Origin of the sequence: Zoogloea sp., from assembly GCF_017302315.1 — a bacterium.
GTDB lineage: Bacteria > Pseudomonadota > Gammaproteobacteria > Burkholderiales > Rhodocyclaceae > Zoogloea.
Map to the genome: position 1 here is coordinate 1 of NZ_JAFLDT010000048.1, position 16,715 is coordinate 16,715.

A 16,715-nucleotide genomic window follows, 5' to 3' on the forward strand; every position below is an offset into this window, starting at 1 on the left:
CGGCCTCGTCGAGCCACTCGGCGGGCAGGCTGCCGGCGCCGGCTAGGATTCGGTCGGGGCCATCCTGGGCCATCTCGCGCATCAGCCAGGCGGCGTCGATGGTCCTCTCAATGGTGTCGCTCGACTGGGCTGCACGGACGGGGAGCGGGCGGTTCGCCACGTAGAAGCCCGAGCCCCGGCGGGATTGCAGGTGCCCAAGGGCAACCAGTCGGTCGTAGGCCTCGACCACCGTAAAACGGGATACGCCGTACTGTTCGGCGAATTGCCGGATGGGCGGCAATCGTGCTCCCGGGCGCAGGATACGGTCGTCGATGCGCGTGCGGATGGCGGTGACGATCTGGTCCACCAAGGGGGTCGGACTGTCGGCGGAGAGGACGATCTGCAGCATGGGGTGCTCTGGTGTATTGGTCGGGGGGCCGGGCCAATCGGGTTGAGGTGGCCGGTACGGAAGAATGCTTTGTCTGATAAGTGTATATGTGTAGGTGTGGAATTGTCCGCTACTGTCAGGTCTCGTCAAGTTGCCCGCGGGGAGTTCCGTCATGTTCCGATACCTCTGTCATTGCCTTTTCGTGCTTGTGCCGGGCCTGACTGCCGGTGCTGTCTTGGCGGCGGATGTCTTGCTTGAGGTGCCTGATCTGAAGTGGGTGCTCGTCACCCAGGCAGAGGGCCGTGCGGTGCAGGTGCTCGATCTGAGTCGCGGAGTGACACCCCTGGCGACCCTTCGCACGGCGGGACGCGGGCGAGTGCTGGCGGTGCACCTGCAGCGGGAGGGGCGGCACGTATGGGTATTGGGGGAGCGTGGGCTGGACGTGCACGATGCCTATAGTGGCCGCCTCGTGGAGCGCTGGCGCATGCCTGAAGGCGTCCGTCCGGAGGGCTTGCAGGCCCCAACGGGGGGGCGGCCATTGGTGACGAGCGGCAATCGGCGATACGAGGCGCTTCTGGGGGCGGCTTTCCTGGTGCCTGCCGGGACACGGGTCAGTCTGCGTTGAGCGCCTGCGCGGCCCGATTTCTTCGCTGCGATGCGCGTCGGACCATCTCATGGTTGAGCTTGTCCGGGCGAACTCGAAATACCCAGCAGGATTTCTTCGCAAGCGCAGGGTGCTTGTGGCGGCCAGTCTGCCGGTAAAAAAGTTTTCGGGGATGGGTTTACATCGGGCAAACCATTTACTAAATTACTGACCAGTCAGTTATTAGTGTGGTGAGCCACCATGAGTCCCCTCGAAGTCGTTCGTCGTCAGCGTCGCAAGGAGGCCCGCCCGGCCGAGCTTGCCGCCGCAGCCCTGTCCTTGTTCATCGAGAAGGGGTTTGCCGCTACCCGTCTGGACGAGGTGGCGGCCCGCGCCGGGGTCTCCAAGGGCACGCTCTACCTCTACTTCGACAGCAAGGATGCGCTTTTCAAGGCCGTGATTGAAGAGGGCGTGGTCCCGCTCTTCGAGGAGTTCGAGGCCAAGCTGGAAACCCTGCAGGACGACCCCGAACGACTGCTGCGGGAGATCCTGCAGGGCTGGTGGGACAAGGTGGGGTCCACCGACCTCGGGGGGATCTGCAAGCTGATGATCTCCGAGGCTGGCAACTTCCCCGAGGTGGCCCGCTATCACCACGATGCGGTGATCGTGCGCTGGATGGCCCTGCTCGGCAGAGCTTACGCAATCGGCGTCGAGCGTGGCGTGTTTCGAGACATGGATGTGGAGACGGTGCGCCAGTTGGTGTTCTTTCCCTTGCTGATGCAGGCCGTCTGGAAGAACTCCATGTCCTGCTGCGACGAGACCCGCAGTCTTCCCGACAGCTATTTCCCGACTTATTTCGAAATGATCTTTCGCGGCCTGCGGGCTGCCCCTGTGCAGGAGTCACGCCCATGAATCGCCCCTTGCTTGCCAGCGTTCTCGTCGTGGCCGTGCTGGCCGCTTGTTCGAAACCCGAGCCGGTGGCCGAGCCTCCCCGCCCGGTGGTGGTCCATACCCTGGCTTTGGCTCCGGTCGCGGCGGGTGCCCTGTATGCGGGTGAGGTGCGGGCCCGCTATGAGTCGGACCTTGCCTTCCGCATCGGCGGCAAGGTTGTCGAGCGGCGGGTGGACGTGGGGGCGGTGGTCAAGCCGGGGCAGGTCCTGGCGCGGCTTGACCCGACCGATGCGGGGCTCAATGCCGAGGCCTCCCGGGCCCAGCTGGCGGCGGCGCAGAACGAATATGCCTTTGCGAAGGCCGAGGTCGAACGTTACCGGGATCTGGTGGGCAAGAACTTCGTCAGCCGCAGTGTGCTGGATGCCAAGGAATCGGCGTTCAAGTCGGCGTCGGCGCGGGTCGAGCAGGCCCGGGCCCAGGCCTCGGTGGCCGGCAACCAGAAGGACTACACCACCCTGACGGCCGATCAGCCCGGGGTGATCACGGCGGTGGCGGCCGAAGTCGGGCAGGTGGTGAAGGACTCCGCCCCGGTGATGCATCTTGCCCGGGACGGCGAGCGGGAAGTGCTGATAGCCGTGCCGGAGAGTCGTGTGGCCGATCTGCGCAAGGCCGGCTCGGTGGAGGTGCGCCTATGGTCGGCGCCCAACGTGGCGCTCAGGGGGCGAGTGCGGGAGATCGCGCCCAGTGCCGATGCCGCGACCCGGACCTACGCGGTGCGGGTGACGATACTTGACACCAGCCCGGCAGTGCAGCTGGGCATGACGGCCAACGTCATCCTGCCCGATGCCGCGGCGGCGACCGGCGCTCTGCTGGTGCCGGCCAGCGCCGTGTTCGAGCACCAGGGCGGCAGCGCCGTGTGGGTGCTGGTGGCGGAGGGCGATCTGCTCAAGCCGCTGTTGCGTCCGGTAAAGGTGCGTCAGTTCCGCGAAGACGGGGTGTTGATTGCCGATGGCTTGAAGCCGGGTGAGCGGATCGCCGCCGCCGGTGTGCACAAGATCGTTGCCGGACAGCCCCTGCGTGCCATGGCGGCGGGTGTACCGGCGGCCGGGGGGCAGGGGTGATGCGCTTCAACCTCTCCGAATGGGCCTTGCGCCACCAGCCCCTCGTCCGTTACCTGATCGTGGCCCTCGCCCTGGTGGGGGTGCTGTCCTACCAGAAGCTCGGCCAGTCGGAGGATCCGCCCTTCACCTTCAAAGTGATGGTGGTGCGTACGGACTGGCCCGGCGCCTCGGCCCGGGAGGTGGAAGAGCAACTCACCGACCGCATCGAGAAAAAGCTGCAGGAAGTGCCCTATGTGGACACCATCCGCAGCTATTCGCGCCCCGGCGAGTCGGTGGTGCTTTTTGTCGCCAAGGATTCGACCCCGGCCCGGGAAGTGCCGGAGGTCTTCTATCAGGTACGCAAGAAGATCGGCGACATCAAGGGCACCCTGCCCGGCAGCATCCGGGGACCGTACTTCAACGATGAGTTCGGCGATGTTTTCGGCAACATCTACGCCCTGACGGGTGATGGATTCAACTATGCGCAGCTGAAGGCCGAGAGCGACCGCATCCGTGCCGAGCTGCTGCGGGTGCCCGGCGTGGCCAAGGTGGACCTGATCGGTGAGCAGGAACAACGCATCTACGTGGAGTTGTCCAACACCAAGCTGGCGACCCTGGGGCTGGACGTGCAGACGGTCACCGACGCCCTGGCACGTCAGAATGCGGTGGCGCCCGGCGGGTACTTCGAGACCCGGGACGAGCGCATCTACCTGCGGCCCAGCGGGGCCTACGATACGGTGGAGGCGATCCGCGAGACGCGCATCCGGGCCGGTGGCCGGGAGTTCCGCATCGGCGACATCGCCACCGTGGCCCGCGGTTTCGTGGAGCCTCCCGCCCCACGCTTCCGCTTCCGCGGGCAGGACGCCCTGGGCCTGGGCGTGTCCATGGCCAAGGGGGGCGACATCATCGCCCTCGGCCGCGACCTCAAGAGCACCGCGGCGGGCATCCAGGCACGCTTGCCGGTCGGCATGGATCTGGTGGAGGTAGCCAGCCAGCCCGCTGCCGTGCAGCGCTCCATCAGCGAATTTGTCCGCTCCCTGGCCGAGGCGGTGATCATCGTGCTGGTAGTGTGCTTCTTCTCCCTCGGCCTGCGCACGGGGCTGGTGGTGGCGCTGTCGATTCCCCTGGTGCTCGGGGTGACCTTCTTCGGCATGCGTCTGTTTGACGTGGGCCTGCACAAGATCTCCCTGGGCGCCTTGATTCTTGCCCTCGGGCTGCTGGTGGACGATGCCATCATTGCCGTCGAGATGATGCTGGTGAAGATGGAGCAGGGCTGGGAGCGGTCCAAGGCGGCAGCCTTTGCCTATACCAGCACCGCCGGGCCGATGCTCTCCGGCACCCTGATCACCGTGGCCGGTTTTCTGCCCATTGCCACGGCCCAGTCATCCACCGGCGAATACACGCGCTCGATCTTTCAGGTGAACGCCATTGCACTGCTGGCCTCGTGGCTGGCGGCGGTGGTGGTGGTGCCCTACCTGGGCTACGTGCTCCTGCCCGACCCCCGCGGGCCGAAGAAGCCGAGCTGGTTTTCCACCCGCTTTCCGCGCCTGGATGCCTTCAAGGATCGCATCGGGCTGGGCGACCCCCATGTGGAAGAGGGGGATGAGGATGCGGTGTTCCGCACCCCGTTCTATAACCGCTTCCGCAAGTTGGTGGATGCCTGCGTGCGGCGGCGCTGGCTGGTGATCGGCAGCACACTGGGGATCTTCGTCACTGCCATGGCGGGCTTCGGTGCGGTGCAGCAGCAGTTCTTCCCGAGTTCGACGCGACTTGAGCTGTTGATCGATCTGCGCCTGCCGGAAGGCTCCAGCCTGCGCGCCACCCAGGCGGAGGCGGAACGACTGGAAACCATCCTCAACAAAGAGGAGGGCATCTCCAATTACGTGGCCTACGTGGGTACCGGCAGCCCGCGCTTCTACCTGCCCCTGGACCAGCAACTGCCCGCCGCCAATTTTGCTCAGTTCGTGATCCTCACCGAGAGCGTGACCGCCCGGGAGGCCCTGCGCGAGCGCATGATCGCCCTCTTCAAGCAGGACTTCCCCAATCTGCGGGCCAGCATCAATCGCCTGGAGAACGGCCCGCCGGTGGGCTTCCCGGTGCAGTTCCGGATCAGCGGCCCGGACATCCCCACGGTGCGCCGGCATGCCGAAGAGATTGCGGGTGTGATGCGCGGCAACCCCCACCTGTCGGATGTGCAGATGGACTGGAACGAGCAGTCCAAGGTGCTCAAGGTGGAGGTGGATCAGCACAAGGCTCGCCTGCTGGGCCTGACCACCCAAGACGTGGCGAACTTCCTCAATACCTCCCTGCGCGGTCTGGCGGCCACCAGTTACCGGGAAGGCATCGAATCCATCGACGTGGTGCTGCGGGCCGATGCCGTGGAGCGGGACAAACTGTCGCTGATCAGCGAGCTGTCCATCCCCACCCGGGCCGGCAAGTCGGTGCCCCTCGGTCAGGTGGCCAGCGTGAGCTATGCGTTCGAGCATGGTCTGGTGTGGCGTCGCAACCGGGAGCCGAGCATCTCGGTGCGTGGTCAGATCTACGATGGCCGCATCCAGGCGCCGACCGTCACGGCCCAGGTTCTACCCTTGCTGGAGCCAATCCGGGCCCGTCTGCCGGCCGGCTACCGCATCGAAACCGGGGGGGCTGTGGAGGAGAGTGCCAAGGGGCAGAGTTCGGTGAACGCCGGCTTTCCCTTGTTCTTTGCCGTGGTGCTGACCGTGCTGATGGTGCAGCTGGGGAGTTTCTCGCGTACCACCATGGTGGTGCTCACGGCGCCTCTGGGGCTCATCGGGGTGGTGCTCTTCCTGTTGCTCTTCAACAAGCCCTTCGGCTTCGTGGCCATGCTCGGCACCATTGCGCTGTTCGGCATGATCATGCGCAATTCGGTGATCCTCGTGGATCAGATCGAACAGGACGTGGAGCGAGGTCTCAGCGTGTGGGATGCCATTGTCGAATCCGCCGTACGTCGACTGCGCCCCATTGCCCTGACTGCGGCAGCGGCTGTGCTCGCGATGATTCCCCTGACCCGCAGTGCGTTCTTTGGGCCCATGGCGGTAGCCATCATGGGCGGGCTGATCGTGGCGACCCTGCTGACCCTGTTGTTTGTGCCCGCCCTTTATGCCGCCTGGTACCGGGTGCGGCGTGAACCGGACAGTAAGGACGACGTGAATGATCTAAGCCCCGCTCAAGTAAGCTAAAATTCGAAAGTTTTTGGCAATCGCTCAGGCATGCAGATCATCAATATTAGCTTGTGCTAATATATATCCGGGAGTCACACAATGAATTTCGAACAAGCACGGTACAACATGGTCGAGCAGCAGATCCGCCCCTGGGAGGTGCTGGATTTCGGGGTGCTCGACTTGCTGATGAGCATCCGCCGCGAGGAGTTCGTGCCGGAGGCCTACAAGTCCCTGGCCCTGTCCGAGGCCGAAATCCCCCTGGGCCATGGTGCCAGCATGCTGGTGCCGGTCATCGAAGGGAAGATCCTGCAGGCCATCCAGGTGAAGCGTTCCGACAAGGTGCTTGAAGTGGGTGCAGGTTCCGGTTACTTCGCGGCCCTGATGGCTGCCAAGGCCGACTGGGTGCGTACCGTCGATATCGAACCGGCCATGGTCAACATGGCCCACGACAACCTCAAGCGCTACGGCGTTGAAAACGTCATCGTCGAAGAAGGCGATGCCATCTGTGGCTGGCCCAGCAATGCGCCCTACGATCTGATAGTGGTGTCCGGTGGCGTGCCGCAGATTCCCGAATCCCTGCTGCAGCAGGTCAAGGTAGGGGGGCGCCTGTTTGCCTTCGTCGGTGACGAGCGTCTGATGACCGCCCAGCTGGTCACCTGCGTGGCCGACGGGCAGTACCGTACCGAATCCCTTTTTGAAAATGCCGTGCCCATGATGCGCAATGCACCGCGCAAGAGTGAGTTCAGGTTCTGAGCGACTGAGTCCATGAAGCAGATCACCCCCACGGAGCTGGCCGCCTGGCTCAAGGACGAGGGCCGCGCGGCCCCCGTCCTGCTCGATGTCCGCGAGCCCGTCGAGTTCGCGCATTGCGCCATTCCCGGTTCCATCCCCATGCCCATGGCCAGTGTGCCTGCGCGTGTGCAGGAGCTTGAGCCGGACGCCGAGATCGTGGTGATCTGCCATCACGGTGGGCGCAGCATGCAAGTGGCCATGTTCCTGGAGCGCCAGGGCTTCTCCAACTTGATCAATCTGGCCGGCGGGGTGGCCCAGTGGGCGGCCCAGGTGGATCCGTCCATGCCCCAGTACTGATGTACCCGAATGAACGGACGGAGAACCTGATGAGACGGATTGCGCGACCTGTGGCACTGGCAATCGCACTGGCGTTGGCCGCGGGCCTGACGGCAGCCCGTGCGGCGGCGGCAGACCTGGAGCAGGTCTATCGCGATGCGCTGGCCTACGACGCGGCCCTGGCCTCGGCCCGCGCCTCCCGCGAGGCCGGTCTCGAGAAGCTGCCCCAGGGGCGGGCGCTGCTGCTGCCTTCCCTGTCGGTGACAGGCAATACCACGTGGAACGATCTCACCCTGAAGCATCTCAATCCCGACGTTTCCCGGGGCTATAACAGCAATGGCTGGCAGGCCCAGCTAACCCAGCCCCTGTTCCGCTGGCAGAACTGGGTTCAATACAAGCAGGGGGAGCTGCAGTCCACGCTCGCCGAAGCCCAGTACCAGCTTGCCCGACAAGATCTGACCTTGCGCGCCGCCCAGGCCTATTTCGACGTGTTGGGCGCCCAGGACACCCTGGCCGCCGTCAGCGCCCTCTATGAAGCCAACACCCAGCAGCTGGCCTTGGCGAAGAAGAGTTTCGAAGTCGGCACTGTGACCATCACCGATGTGCACGAAGCCCAGTCCCGTGCCGATCTGTCTTCTGCCCAGGTGATTGCCGCCGAGAGCGATCTGGCGGTCAAGCGCCATGCGCTGCTGGTGCTCACCGGCAAGGAGCCCGATACCCTCAAGGGGCTGCGCAAGGGGGTGGCCCTCAGCCGCCCCGAGCCGGCCGACATCCAGGCGTGGGTGAGTGCCGCCGAGGGCAGCAACCTTTCGGTGCAGGCGGCCCAGATTGCCGGCGAGATCGCCGGCCGTGAAGTCGAGCGCAACCGGGCCGGGCATCTGCCCACCGTCGATGTGGTGGCCTCCTACGGCAACAGCGCCACGGCCAACGCCCTGGCCAACTTCATCAATACCGACATCCGCTCGGCCGTGGTCGCGCTGCAGGTAAACGTGCCCGTCTTCCAGGGCGGCGCCGTCAATTCCCGCGTGCGCGAGGCTGCGGCCCTGCGCGACAAGGCCTCGGCGGATCTCGACAACGCCCGCCGCAACTCGGCCCAGAATGCCCGGCAGGCCTACCTCGGCGTCACCAGTGGCTTGGCCCAAGTGAAGGCCTTCGAGGCAGCCCAGGTGTCTTCCGCCTCGGCCCTGGATGCCAACAAGCTGGGCTACGACGTGGGGGTGCGCATCAACATCGACGTGCTCAACGCCCAGAGCCAGCTTTACGACACCCGCCAGAAACTGGCCAAGGCCCGCTACGACACCCTGATGGCCCAGCTCAAGCTCAAGGCCTCCGCCGGCACCCTGGGTGAGGACGACATCAAGGCGATCAACGGTCTGCTTGATTGAGGCCGGATTCAAGTTAAGGTTATGGGGCTGCGCTTGCAGCCCCTTTTTCTTCCATCCCGACTTTTCGACTGCCAGCCTTCCATGCGCTACACCGACCTCCGTGACTTCATCTTTCAACTGGAACGCCTGGGGGAACTCAAGCGGATTTCCGTCGAGGTCGATCCTCATCTGGAGATGACCGAAATCTGCGACCGGGTGCTGCGCGCCGGTGGCCCGGCGATCCTCTTCGAGCGGCCCAAGGGGCATTCCGTCCCGGTGCTGGCCAACCTCTTCGGCACCCCGCAGCGGGTGGCGCTGGGCATGGGTGTGAGCGGTGATGACTGGCAGGGCGCCCTGCGCGAGGTGGGCAAGCTGCTGTCATTCCTCAAGGAACCGGAGCCACCCAAGGGTCTCAAGGACGCCTGGGACAAGCTGCCCATGTTCAAGCAGGTGCTCAACATGTCGCCCAAGGTGGTGTCGTCCGGACCCTGCCAGCAGGTGGTGAAGGAGGGCAAGGATGTGGACCTCGCCAGCCTGCCCATCCAGCACTGCTGGCCCGGCGATGTGGCGCCCCTGATCACCTGGGGCCTGGTGGTGACCCGCGGCCCCAACAAGACCCGCCAGAATCTGGGCATCTACCGCCAGCAGGTGCTCGGCCCCAACAAGGTGATCATGCGCTGGCTGGCCCACCGGGGCGGTGCGCTGGATTTTCTCGAGTTTCAGAAGGCCAACCCGGGCAAGCCTTTCCCGGTGGCCGTGGTGCTGGGCTGCGACCCGGCCACCATTCTCGGCGCCGTCACGCCGGTGCCGGACTCCCTCTCCGAATACCAGTTCGCCGGCCTGTTGCGCGGCGCCAAGACCGAGCTGGTCAAGTGCATCGGCTCCGACCTGCAGGTGCCGGCGTCGGCCGAGATCGTACTGGAGGGTGTGATCCACCCGGGTGAAATGGCCCTGGAGGGGCCCTATGGCGATCACACCGGCTACTACAACGAGCAGTCGCAGTTTCCGGTGTTCACCATCGAGCGCATCACCAGCCGGCCCGACCCCATCTACCACAGCACCTACACCGGCAAGCCGCCCGACGAGCCGGCCATGCTCGGGGTGGCCCTCAACGAAGTCTTCGTGCCCCTGCTGCAGAAGCAGTTCACCGAGATCGTCGATTTCTACCTGCCCCCCGAGGGCTGCTCCTACCGCCTGGCGGTGGTGAGCATCCGCAAGCAGTATCCGGGGCACGCCAAGCGCGTGATGTTCGGCATCTGGAGCTTCCTGCGCCAGTTCATGTACACCAAATTCATCATCGTGGTGGACGACGACGTGAACATCCGCGACTGGAAGGAAGTGATCTGGGCCCTGACCACCCGCATGGACGCCACCCGCGACACCACCCTGGTGGACAACACCCCCATCGACTACCTGGACTTCGCCAGCCCGGTGGCCGGCCTGGGCTCCAAGATGGGCCTTGATGCCACCAACAAATGGCCGGGCGAGACCCAGCGCGAGTGGGGCACGCCCATCGTCATGGATGCGGAAGTGAAGAAACGGGTGGACGCCATGTGGGGCGAGCTGGGGCTTTGACGGGTGACTTCGGAACTGACCCGTATCGTTCTCACCAACCAGGGATCCGAGCCATCGGTGATCTACTTCGAAAGCCCCGTTGTAGCTGACAACGTCAGCGGACAGGTACTTACCGACGCATAGCCCGTTGCAGGCCTGCGTTGTGAAGGAGTGCACTGCAAGGTGCGTTGTGAATCCCCCGCCCGCATTTTCGGCTGTCCCCAACAACGCCACCGCTACCCGGCGCGACACGCATCAAACGCGGGTCATTGGGGAAAGCAGGAGGATTGATGGCGAGGCCGAAAGCAAAAAAGCAGCCCGCGGGCTGCTTTTTTTTGCTGTGCGTGGCGGTCTTCTGCTCAGCGCTTGCGGCGGGCCAGGGCGAGGGCGCCGAGGGCGCTGCCCAGCAGGGCCAGGGAGACCGGCTCGGGGACTTGGGTGCCGGGAGTGCTGACCCCGAGCACCCCGACGGTGATGCCGTGCCAGTCTTCGCTGGTATCCGTGAAGGTGATGGAGGTGTAATCACCCACCAGTTCGATCACGCCATGGACCTCGCCATTGCCGACGAAGCCGGTTCCGGCCGGGTTGACGTCCGGCGTGCCGCAGCCCCAATAGCCACAGCCGAAGCTAAGGACGTTGATGGGAACGCCGAAATCCACCGTGTTGCTGTTCCAGCTGACCAGGCCGATCAGGGGGTTGTGCACGCTCTGGGAGAAGGTGATGGTCTTCGTGCCACCCCCATTGAGGGCAATGATGTCGGCAGTCGTGGGGCCGTTGTCCACGCTCGGGCTGGTGTAGATCACCGGGTTGCTTCCCCAGTAGTTGGTGCCCCCGGAGGTCTGGGCGAAGCTGTAGGCGCCCGAAAAGGTGACCCCTACGGTCGCGCTGCCGACGATCAGGTCGCCGATCACGGCTGAGGCGACGTTGGAGGTGCTGGTCCAGTCGGTCCAGTAGGCCGGCGCGGCAAGTGCAGGCGTGGAGGCAAGGGCTGCAAGGAGGGCGGTGGCAAGCAGGCGCATGATCGTATCCTTTCGGTGGTGTCGGGCTTGTAGATATGTTTCTCACAAATTCAGCAAAAACGATGCCACTGTTTTGTTTATGAAAAAATTATTATTTTTTTCATAAAAAACACTTGTTTGGGTGGAGTTCGCCGATCCTGTGGGGAGGAGAAGATTGAAATTTGTAAAAAACGCTGACATCGCTTACGGGGTCGTGGCGACCTGGGAGGCGGTGGGAGCGGCCGGTGGGAGGGCCAGCACGGTTTCAGCAGCGATCCGCCACTGCCCGTCCACCTTCACCCAGTCGATCTGTTTGTGCACCGTGTCCCGGTAGTGGCCGGCGCTGTAGTGCTGGACGAAGCGGGTGCTCATGCGTTCGGCGTTGAGCTGGCGCAGTTTCAGCTTGTCGATGCGGACGCTGGGAGACTGGGCTTGAGTCACGCGGAGGCGTCGTTCGTTCTCCCACTCGGCAGTGCTACGCCCCTTGCCGGGCTGGAAGTCGGGTCGGTAGAAGTCCCGGTAGGCGGAAAAATCACCCGCTGACCAGGCCGCGGCCCAAGCGGCGAGGCGCTGTTCCGGGCCGGCAGCGTCCGTTTCTTTCGCCGTGACAGACACGGGTGGGGTGGATGTGCCGGCAGCCGCGGAGGTGATGGCGGGAGACGGTTCCATTTCCGGTGCGGGGGGCGCCTCGACGACCGGTATGGGCGCGGCTGCCAGAGCCGGGTTGTAGGGGGTGGTGCCCAACAGTTCGGGCAGGATGGGTACTGGCTGGTAGCGGGTACGCAGGGTCTCGCGCAGTTCGCCGGCCAGGCTCAGGAGCTGGGCCTGCAGCGTGGTCTGCTGGGCGCGGTTTTCGATCAAGGCCCGCTGGGCGTTGAAGAGATCTTCCTGGGCGATGGACAGGTCGTTGAGGCTGCGCCGGCCGGCTTCGAAATGCAGTTCGTAGGCGGCGGCGACCCGCTGGGCTGCGATCACCCTGCGTTCCGTCAGGGGGGCAATCTCGCGGGCTTCGCCGAGCTGCCGGTAGAGATCGGTGATCTCCCGCGATACCTTCAGCAGCAGATCATCGGCATCGGCCTGGGCGGCCTGATGGCGCTCCACCGCCTCACTGTGGCGGCCGATGTTCTTGCCGCCCAGGGGGATGTCGATACTTACCTGGAGCTGGGCGGCCCGGTCGGTGTCCGACACCGGGACAGGTATGGTGCTGTTGTCCAGGCGTTTGTTGATGGACAGGTCCACGGCCGGGAAGAAGCTGCCCCGGGCCACGCCGATGTCGGCCTTGCGCGCCGAACTCCGTTGCAGGGCGGCGCGCAGGCGCGGATTGCGCTCATGGATGCGTTCCACCAAGGCGTCCATGTCCGCATCCCGATCGTTGGGCCGGATGCCCGGGGTGATCAGGTCGTCCGGGGCTTCGCCGGTGAGCAGGCGGTAGCGATACTCGGCAGTGCCGAGCTGGGCCCGGAGCTGGCCAAGAAGGGTGCGGCTCTGGATCAGGCGCACATGCATCAGATCCAGTTCGGCCGACGAGATACGGCCCGCGTCCACGCGCTGGGCGACATGGGCTTCCACCTTTTCCTGGCGCGCGATGGTGCTCTGCAGGCTGGTCATCGTCTGACGCAGGCGTACCACGTCGGCATAGGCTTCGGTAATCTCGAAGGCGACCTGCTCCAGGACGCTGTCCAGGTCGGCATCGGCGGCGTCCCGGGTAAAACCGGCGGCACGCAGGCGGTGGGTATCGGCCGCGCCATTGAACACGTTCCAGCGCAGGCTGGCATCGCTGCGGCGCACATTGCGGTCCACCGGGCGACCCTGGGTTTCGTCGCGGGCGTCGGAGCTGCGATAGCTCAGCCCGAGGCTGGGCAGAAAGTCGGACCGTACCTGGGTGATCTGGGCCTCGGCGGCCCGCAGCAGGGCCTGGGCGGAACGGACGCTCGGCTGTTGCAGCAGCACCTTGTCCACGACCACGGGTAGGGGGGCGGCAAGGGCCGGGGTACCCAGCAGGCCGCAGGCGGCAAGCGCGGCGGCCAGGCGGCGGGCGGGGAGGGGCAGGGTCATCAGCGTTCCCGCAGGGATTTGTCGAAGGTCTTGACGATGGGCTTGAGCATGTACTCCATCATCGTGCGCTTGCCGGTCTGGATGCTTGCGTCGGCAGCCATGCCCGACGAGATGGTGAGGCGTTCGGAGGGGGCGCCGAGGTAATTCTTGCGGGTTTCGAGGAAGACCTCAAAGAAGGTCTCCTTGCGCTCCGGGTCCACCACCGCATCGGCCCCCACTCTCACCACCTCGCCGGCAAGGGTGCCGAAGATGGACGAGTCATAGGCGCTGATGCGGACCTTGGCTTCCTGGCCGGGTTTGATGAAGGCAATGTCCGAGGGTTTGACCCGTGCCGCCACGAGCAGCCGTTCTTCGGCAGGTACGACTTCCATGATGCTTTCGCCGGCCTTCACCACGCCGCCGATGGTGGGGATGAGAACCCGATTGACCACGCCGTCGAGGGGGGCACGGAGTTCCCGCCGGGCCACCTTGTCACTGCGCCCCGTGAGTTGCTCGGCCAGGGTGGCCGCGCGCAGTTCGATCTCGTTCTTCTCCTTGCTGGTCTCGGTGAGAAAGCGCGAGCGGGTCTCCGAATGGCGGGCCTGGGCTTCCGCAACGGCAGCCTGGATGCGTTGGATGGCAATGCGGGTGGTCTCCAGCTCACCCTTCTGGCTGGTGTAGCGTTGCTGGGCATTGAGCAGGTCGGCACGGGCGCCGGCACCGGCCGCGGCCAGCTTTTCCTCGATTGCCAGCGCCTCGCGGGCCGGGCCGATGGCCTCCTGAAGGGCTTCGTGACGGGCACGTGCTTCCGCCAGTTCCTGCTGGCGCTGGTTGAGTTGGCGGGACAGGGTTTCAAGGGTGTTTTCGCGCTCCTGGCGGCGGGTCTGCCAGAGCGTGCGTTGTTCCCGGACGAGATCGGGGGCGTTTTTCTCCAGTTCGGGCGAAAAGACCGGTGCGGCATTGCGGGCTTCCGCTTCCAGCCGTGCCAATGCCGCGCGGGCACCCCACAGGCTCTGCTGGGACTCGCCGAGATCCGCGGTGAACTGGAGGTTCTGGACGATGGCAAGGACGTCGCCTTTCTTCACCACGCTGCCCTCACGGGCGTTGAGGGCCTGCAGGATGCCACCCTCCATGCTCTGGATCTGCTGGAGCCGGCTCGACGGTACGACCGAACCGATTGCGTTCACCGAAATGTCGAGGCGGGCCAGGCTCATCCACGCGAACAGCAGCACGAAGAACAGGGCCGTGGTGCCCAGCAGGATCAGGATCGCCCGGCGGGGGCCCCGATCGAAATCGGGATGGGGGCTGAGGGGTTCGCTTTCGATGCGGGGGGCGCAGGCAGGCGCGTTGGCTTTCATGCGGCGTATTCCTTGGGTGTAGCCTGGGTGGGGCCACCCTGCAGCTTGCGCAGGACATCGGCACGGGGGCCGTCCAGAACGACCCGGCCCTGATCGAGGACGACCAGTCGGTCCACCAGGGGCAGCATGGCCATGCGATGGGTGACCAGCAGCAGGGTGATGCCCTTGATGCTGCGCAGGTTCTCGATGAGTCGGGATTCGGTGCCCGGGTCCATCATGCTGGAGGGCTCGTCGAGGAGCAGCATGCGGGGTTGCTGCACCAGCGCCCGGGCAATCGACACCGCCTGGCGCTGTCCGCCGGAGAGGCGATCACCCCGCTCTCCCACCTGGGTGCCCAGGCCGTGGGGCATCTGCGCCAGGGTTTCGTCCAGGCAGGACAGGCGCAGGGCTTCGAGCAACTGAGCATCGCCGGCCTGGGCGTTGCCCAGCAGGATGTTCTCCCGGATGTCGCCGTGGAACAGCACCACGTCCTGGGGCACGTAGCCCACCTGTCGACGCAGGCTCTGGGGTTCGAGCTGGCTGACCGACATGCCGTCCACCAGCACGCTGCCCTGGTCCGGGCTGTAGAGATTGAGGAGCAGCTTGAAGAGGGTGCTCTTGCCCGAGCCGATGCGGCCGATGAAGCCGATGCGCTCGCCGGGACGGATGCTCAGATTCAGGCCCTTCAGCAGGGGGGGAGACTCCGGATAGGCAAAGTGCGTGTCCCGGAAGTCGATGCGCCCCTGCATGCGCGGCAGGTGCAGACTGTCGGTGCTCTCGTCGGTGGGGGACTCCATGATCTTGTCGAGGGCATCAAGGGCTTGGCGGGTCTGCTCGTAGCGGACAATCAGGGCCGCAATCTGGGTGGCCGGGGTGATGGCCCGGGCGGTCAGCATGGAGACGGCAATGAGCTGGCCCATGGTCAGCTCGCCTTCGGCAATCAGCAGGGCGCCGAACATCACGATCAGGATCGTGGTGAGGTTGGTCACCAGCAGGGAAAGATAGGTCCCGAAGGAGGTCCATTCCCGCATCCTCACCGAGTTTTCGGAGATCTTGACCGTCAGCATCTCCCACTTGCGGCGGGCCCAGGCTTCCGCGCCGAGGGACTTGAGGGTGTCGACCCCGTTCATGGTTTCGAACAGGTGGGCCGTGCGCTGGGCCGACTCCTGCATGTTGGCGCCGAGAACGCGGATGAGGGGGCGGCGGATCAGCAATGATGCCGTGATGGTCAGCGGAATCATGATCAGGGGGATCATCACCAACCAGTGCCCAACCAGCCCGATCAGGACCAGGAAGAACAGCATGAAAGGCACGTCGCCCAGCATCGTGAGGGTGGACGAGGTGACGAATTCACGTACCGATTCGAAGTCCCGCACGATGTTGGCCAGCACACCACCGGATGCCGGACGGCTGGCTGCCCGCAGGCGCAGGGCATGGGCGAACACATGGGATGACATGGCCACATCCGCCTTGCGTGCCGCGGCCTCGAGCAGATAGCTGCGCAGCATTTTGATGACGAGGTCGAAGAGGGCCACCACCACCACCGCGCCGGTCAGAACCCAAAGGCTGTCCAGGGCGTTGTTGGGAACGACACGGTCATACACGGACATCGTGTAGAACGGGATCACTGCGGCGAACACGTTGGTCAACACCGTGGCGAGCAGAGCCCAGCCGTAGATGGCGCGGTTGGCCAGGAGGGTGTCCCAGAACCAGCGGCGCGGCCGCGGAAGATGGTAGAGCAGGCTGCGGGTGTCGAAGAACACCCGCGGCCGCACGAAGTAGCTGACCCCCGGGTACTCGGCGGTGATGCGCTCGGCACTCAGTGAAACGCTACCCCGGATGCCCGCCTGCACGCATTCGAAATCCTCTCCCTTGCGGCTCAGGACCACCAGCGGATCCCCCCCCTCGACCACGATCAGGGCGGGCAGTTCGGATGGCCGGAAGTCTGCCGGGGTCTTGCTGCTGCGGCTGAGGGACAGCCCACCCCGCTGGGCGCACTCGTGAATGTGGGCCTCGCTGATGCGGCCATCCATCACCGGGGTATCGGCCAGCAACTGGGTTGGGTCGGCGCGTTTGCCAAAGAAATGTGCCAGGAACATCAACTGGTCGATGACCCCGTCGACCAATGCCTCGCCAAGGGTTGAAGAGGGTGTTTCGCGCATGGGCAGAATGCTCGGTTAGTCGTGCTGAGCGGAGGCCGGAAATCGGCCTTCGCATGATTCAGGAGGCCGATGGTG

Annotated in this window: 13 protein-coding genes; 8 read left to right on the forward strand and 5 right to left on the reverse strand. The window is 65.0% G+C overall.

The window, feature by feature from the left end:
* A partial coding sequence (locus J0L98_RS14190; RefSeq protein ID WP_296412425.1) for a winged helix-turn-helix domain-containing protein occupies positions 1–388 on the reverse strand: 388 nt, incomplete at its 3' end.
* A gap of 151 nt (positions 389–539) precedes the next feature.
* Between J0L98_RS14190 and J0L98_RS14195 the strand changes: the two genes are divergently transcribed.
* The 8 genes from J0L98_RS14195 to ubiD all read left to right on the forward strand — a co-directional run bounded on the left by J0L98_RS14195 (position 540) and on the right by ubiD (position 10,130).
* Positions 540–992, forward strand: coding sequence for a hypothetical protein (locus tag J0L98_RS14195; protein WP_296412426.1), 453 nt, complete (start codon positions 540–542; stop codon positions 990–992).
* A 219-nt stretch (positions 993–1,211) separates the two neighbouring features.
* Positions 1,212–1,862: a TetR/AcrR family transcriptional regulator gene (locus tag J0L98_RS14200; protein ID WP_296412427.1), complete on the forward strand. Its 651-nt coding sequence runs from the start codon at positions 1,212–1,214 to the stop codon at positions 1,860–1,862.
* Entirely contained in the window at positions 1,859–2,962 is a 1,104-nt protein-coding gene (locus J0L98_RS14205) for an efflux RND transporter periplasmic adaptor subunit (protein WP_296412428.1), read from the forward strand. The genes J0L98_RS14200 and J0L98_RS14205 overlap by 4 nt, the downstream gene beginning before the upstream one ends.
* On the forward strand, positions 2,962–6,141 hold the full coding sequence (locus tag J0L98_RS14210; protein ID WP_296412429.1) for an efflux RND transporter permease subunit: 3,180 nt from the start codon (positions 2,962–2,964) through the stop codon (positions 6,139–6,141). The genes J0L98_RS14205 and J0L98_RS14210 overlap by 1 nt, the downstream gene beginning before the upstream one ends.
* A gap of 81 nt (positions 6,142–6,222) precedes the next feature.
* Positions 6,223–6,876 carry a protein-L-isoaspartate O-methyltransferase gene (locus J0L98_RS14215; protein WP_296412430.1) on the forward strand — a complete coding sequence of 218 codons (654 nt, stop codon included), beginning with the start codon at positions 6,223–6,225 and terminating at the stop codon, positions 6,874–6,876.
* Between the two features lie 12 nt (positions 6,877–6,888).
* Positions 6,889–7,212, forward strand: coding sequence for a rhodanese-like domain-containing protein (locus tag J0L98_RS14220; protein WP_296412431.1), 324 nt, complete (start codon positions 6,889–6,891; stop codon positions 7,210–7,212).
* A 29-nt stretch (positions 7,213–7,241) separates the two neighbouring features.
* Positions 7,242–8,576: a TolC family outer membrane protein gene (locus J0L98_RS14225; RefSeq protein WP_296412432.1), complete on the forward strand. Its 1,335-nt coding sequence runs from the start codon at positions 7,242–7,244 to the stop codon at positions 8,574–8,576.
* Positions 8,577–8,657: 81 nt separating this feature from the next.
* Complete coding sequence (ubiD, locus tag J0L98_RS14230; protein ID WP_296412433.1) at positions 8,658–10,130, forward strand: 4-hydroxy-3-polyprenylbenzoate decarboxylase; 1,473 nt, start codon at positions 8,658–8,660, stop codon at positions 10,128–10,130.
* Positions 10,131–10,468: 338 nt separating this feature from the next.
* On the opposite strand, the gene J0L98_RS14235 is transcribed toward ubiD, so the two are convergent.
* From J0L98_RS14235 to J0L98_RS14250, 4 genes are all read right to left on the reverse strand, one after another.
* On the reverse strand, positions 10,469–11,128 hold the full coding sequence (locus tag J0L98_RS14235) for a PEP-CTERM sorting domain-containing protein (RefSeq protein WP_296412434.1): 660 nt from the start codon (positions 11,126–11,128) through the stop codon (positions 10,469–10,471).
* A 183-nt stretch (positions 11,129–11,311) separates the two neighbouring features.
* Complete coding sequence (locus tag J0L98_RS14240) at positions 11,312–13,162, reverse strand: TolC family protein (protein WP_296412435.1); 1,851 nt, start codon at positions 13,160–13,162, stop codon at positions 11,312–11,314.
* Positions 13,162–14,499, reverse strand: coding sequence for an HlyD family type I secretion periplasmic adaptor subunit (locus tag J0L98_RS14245; protein WP_296412436.1), 1,338 nt, complete (start codon positions 14,497–14,499; stop codon positions 13,162–13,164). The genes J0L98_RS14240 and J0L98_RS14245 overlap by 1 nt, the downstream gene beginning before the upstream one ends.
* On the reverse strand, positions 14,496–16,640 hold the full coding sequence (locus tag J0L98_RS14250) for a type I secretion system permease/ATPase (protein ID WP_296412437.1): 2,145 nt from the start codon (positions 16,638–16,640) through the stop codon (positions 14,496–14,498). The genes J0L98_RS14245 and J0L98_RS14250 overlap by 4 nt, the downstream gene beginning before the upstream one ends.
* Positions 16,641–16,715 lie beyond the last annotated feature (75 nt).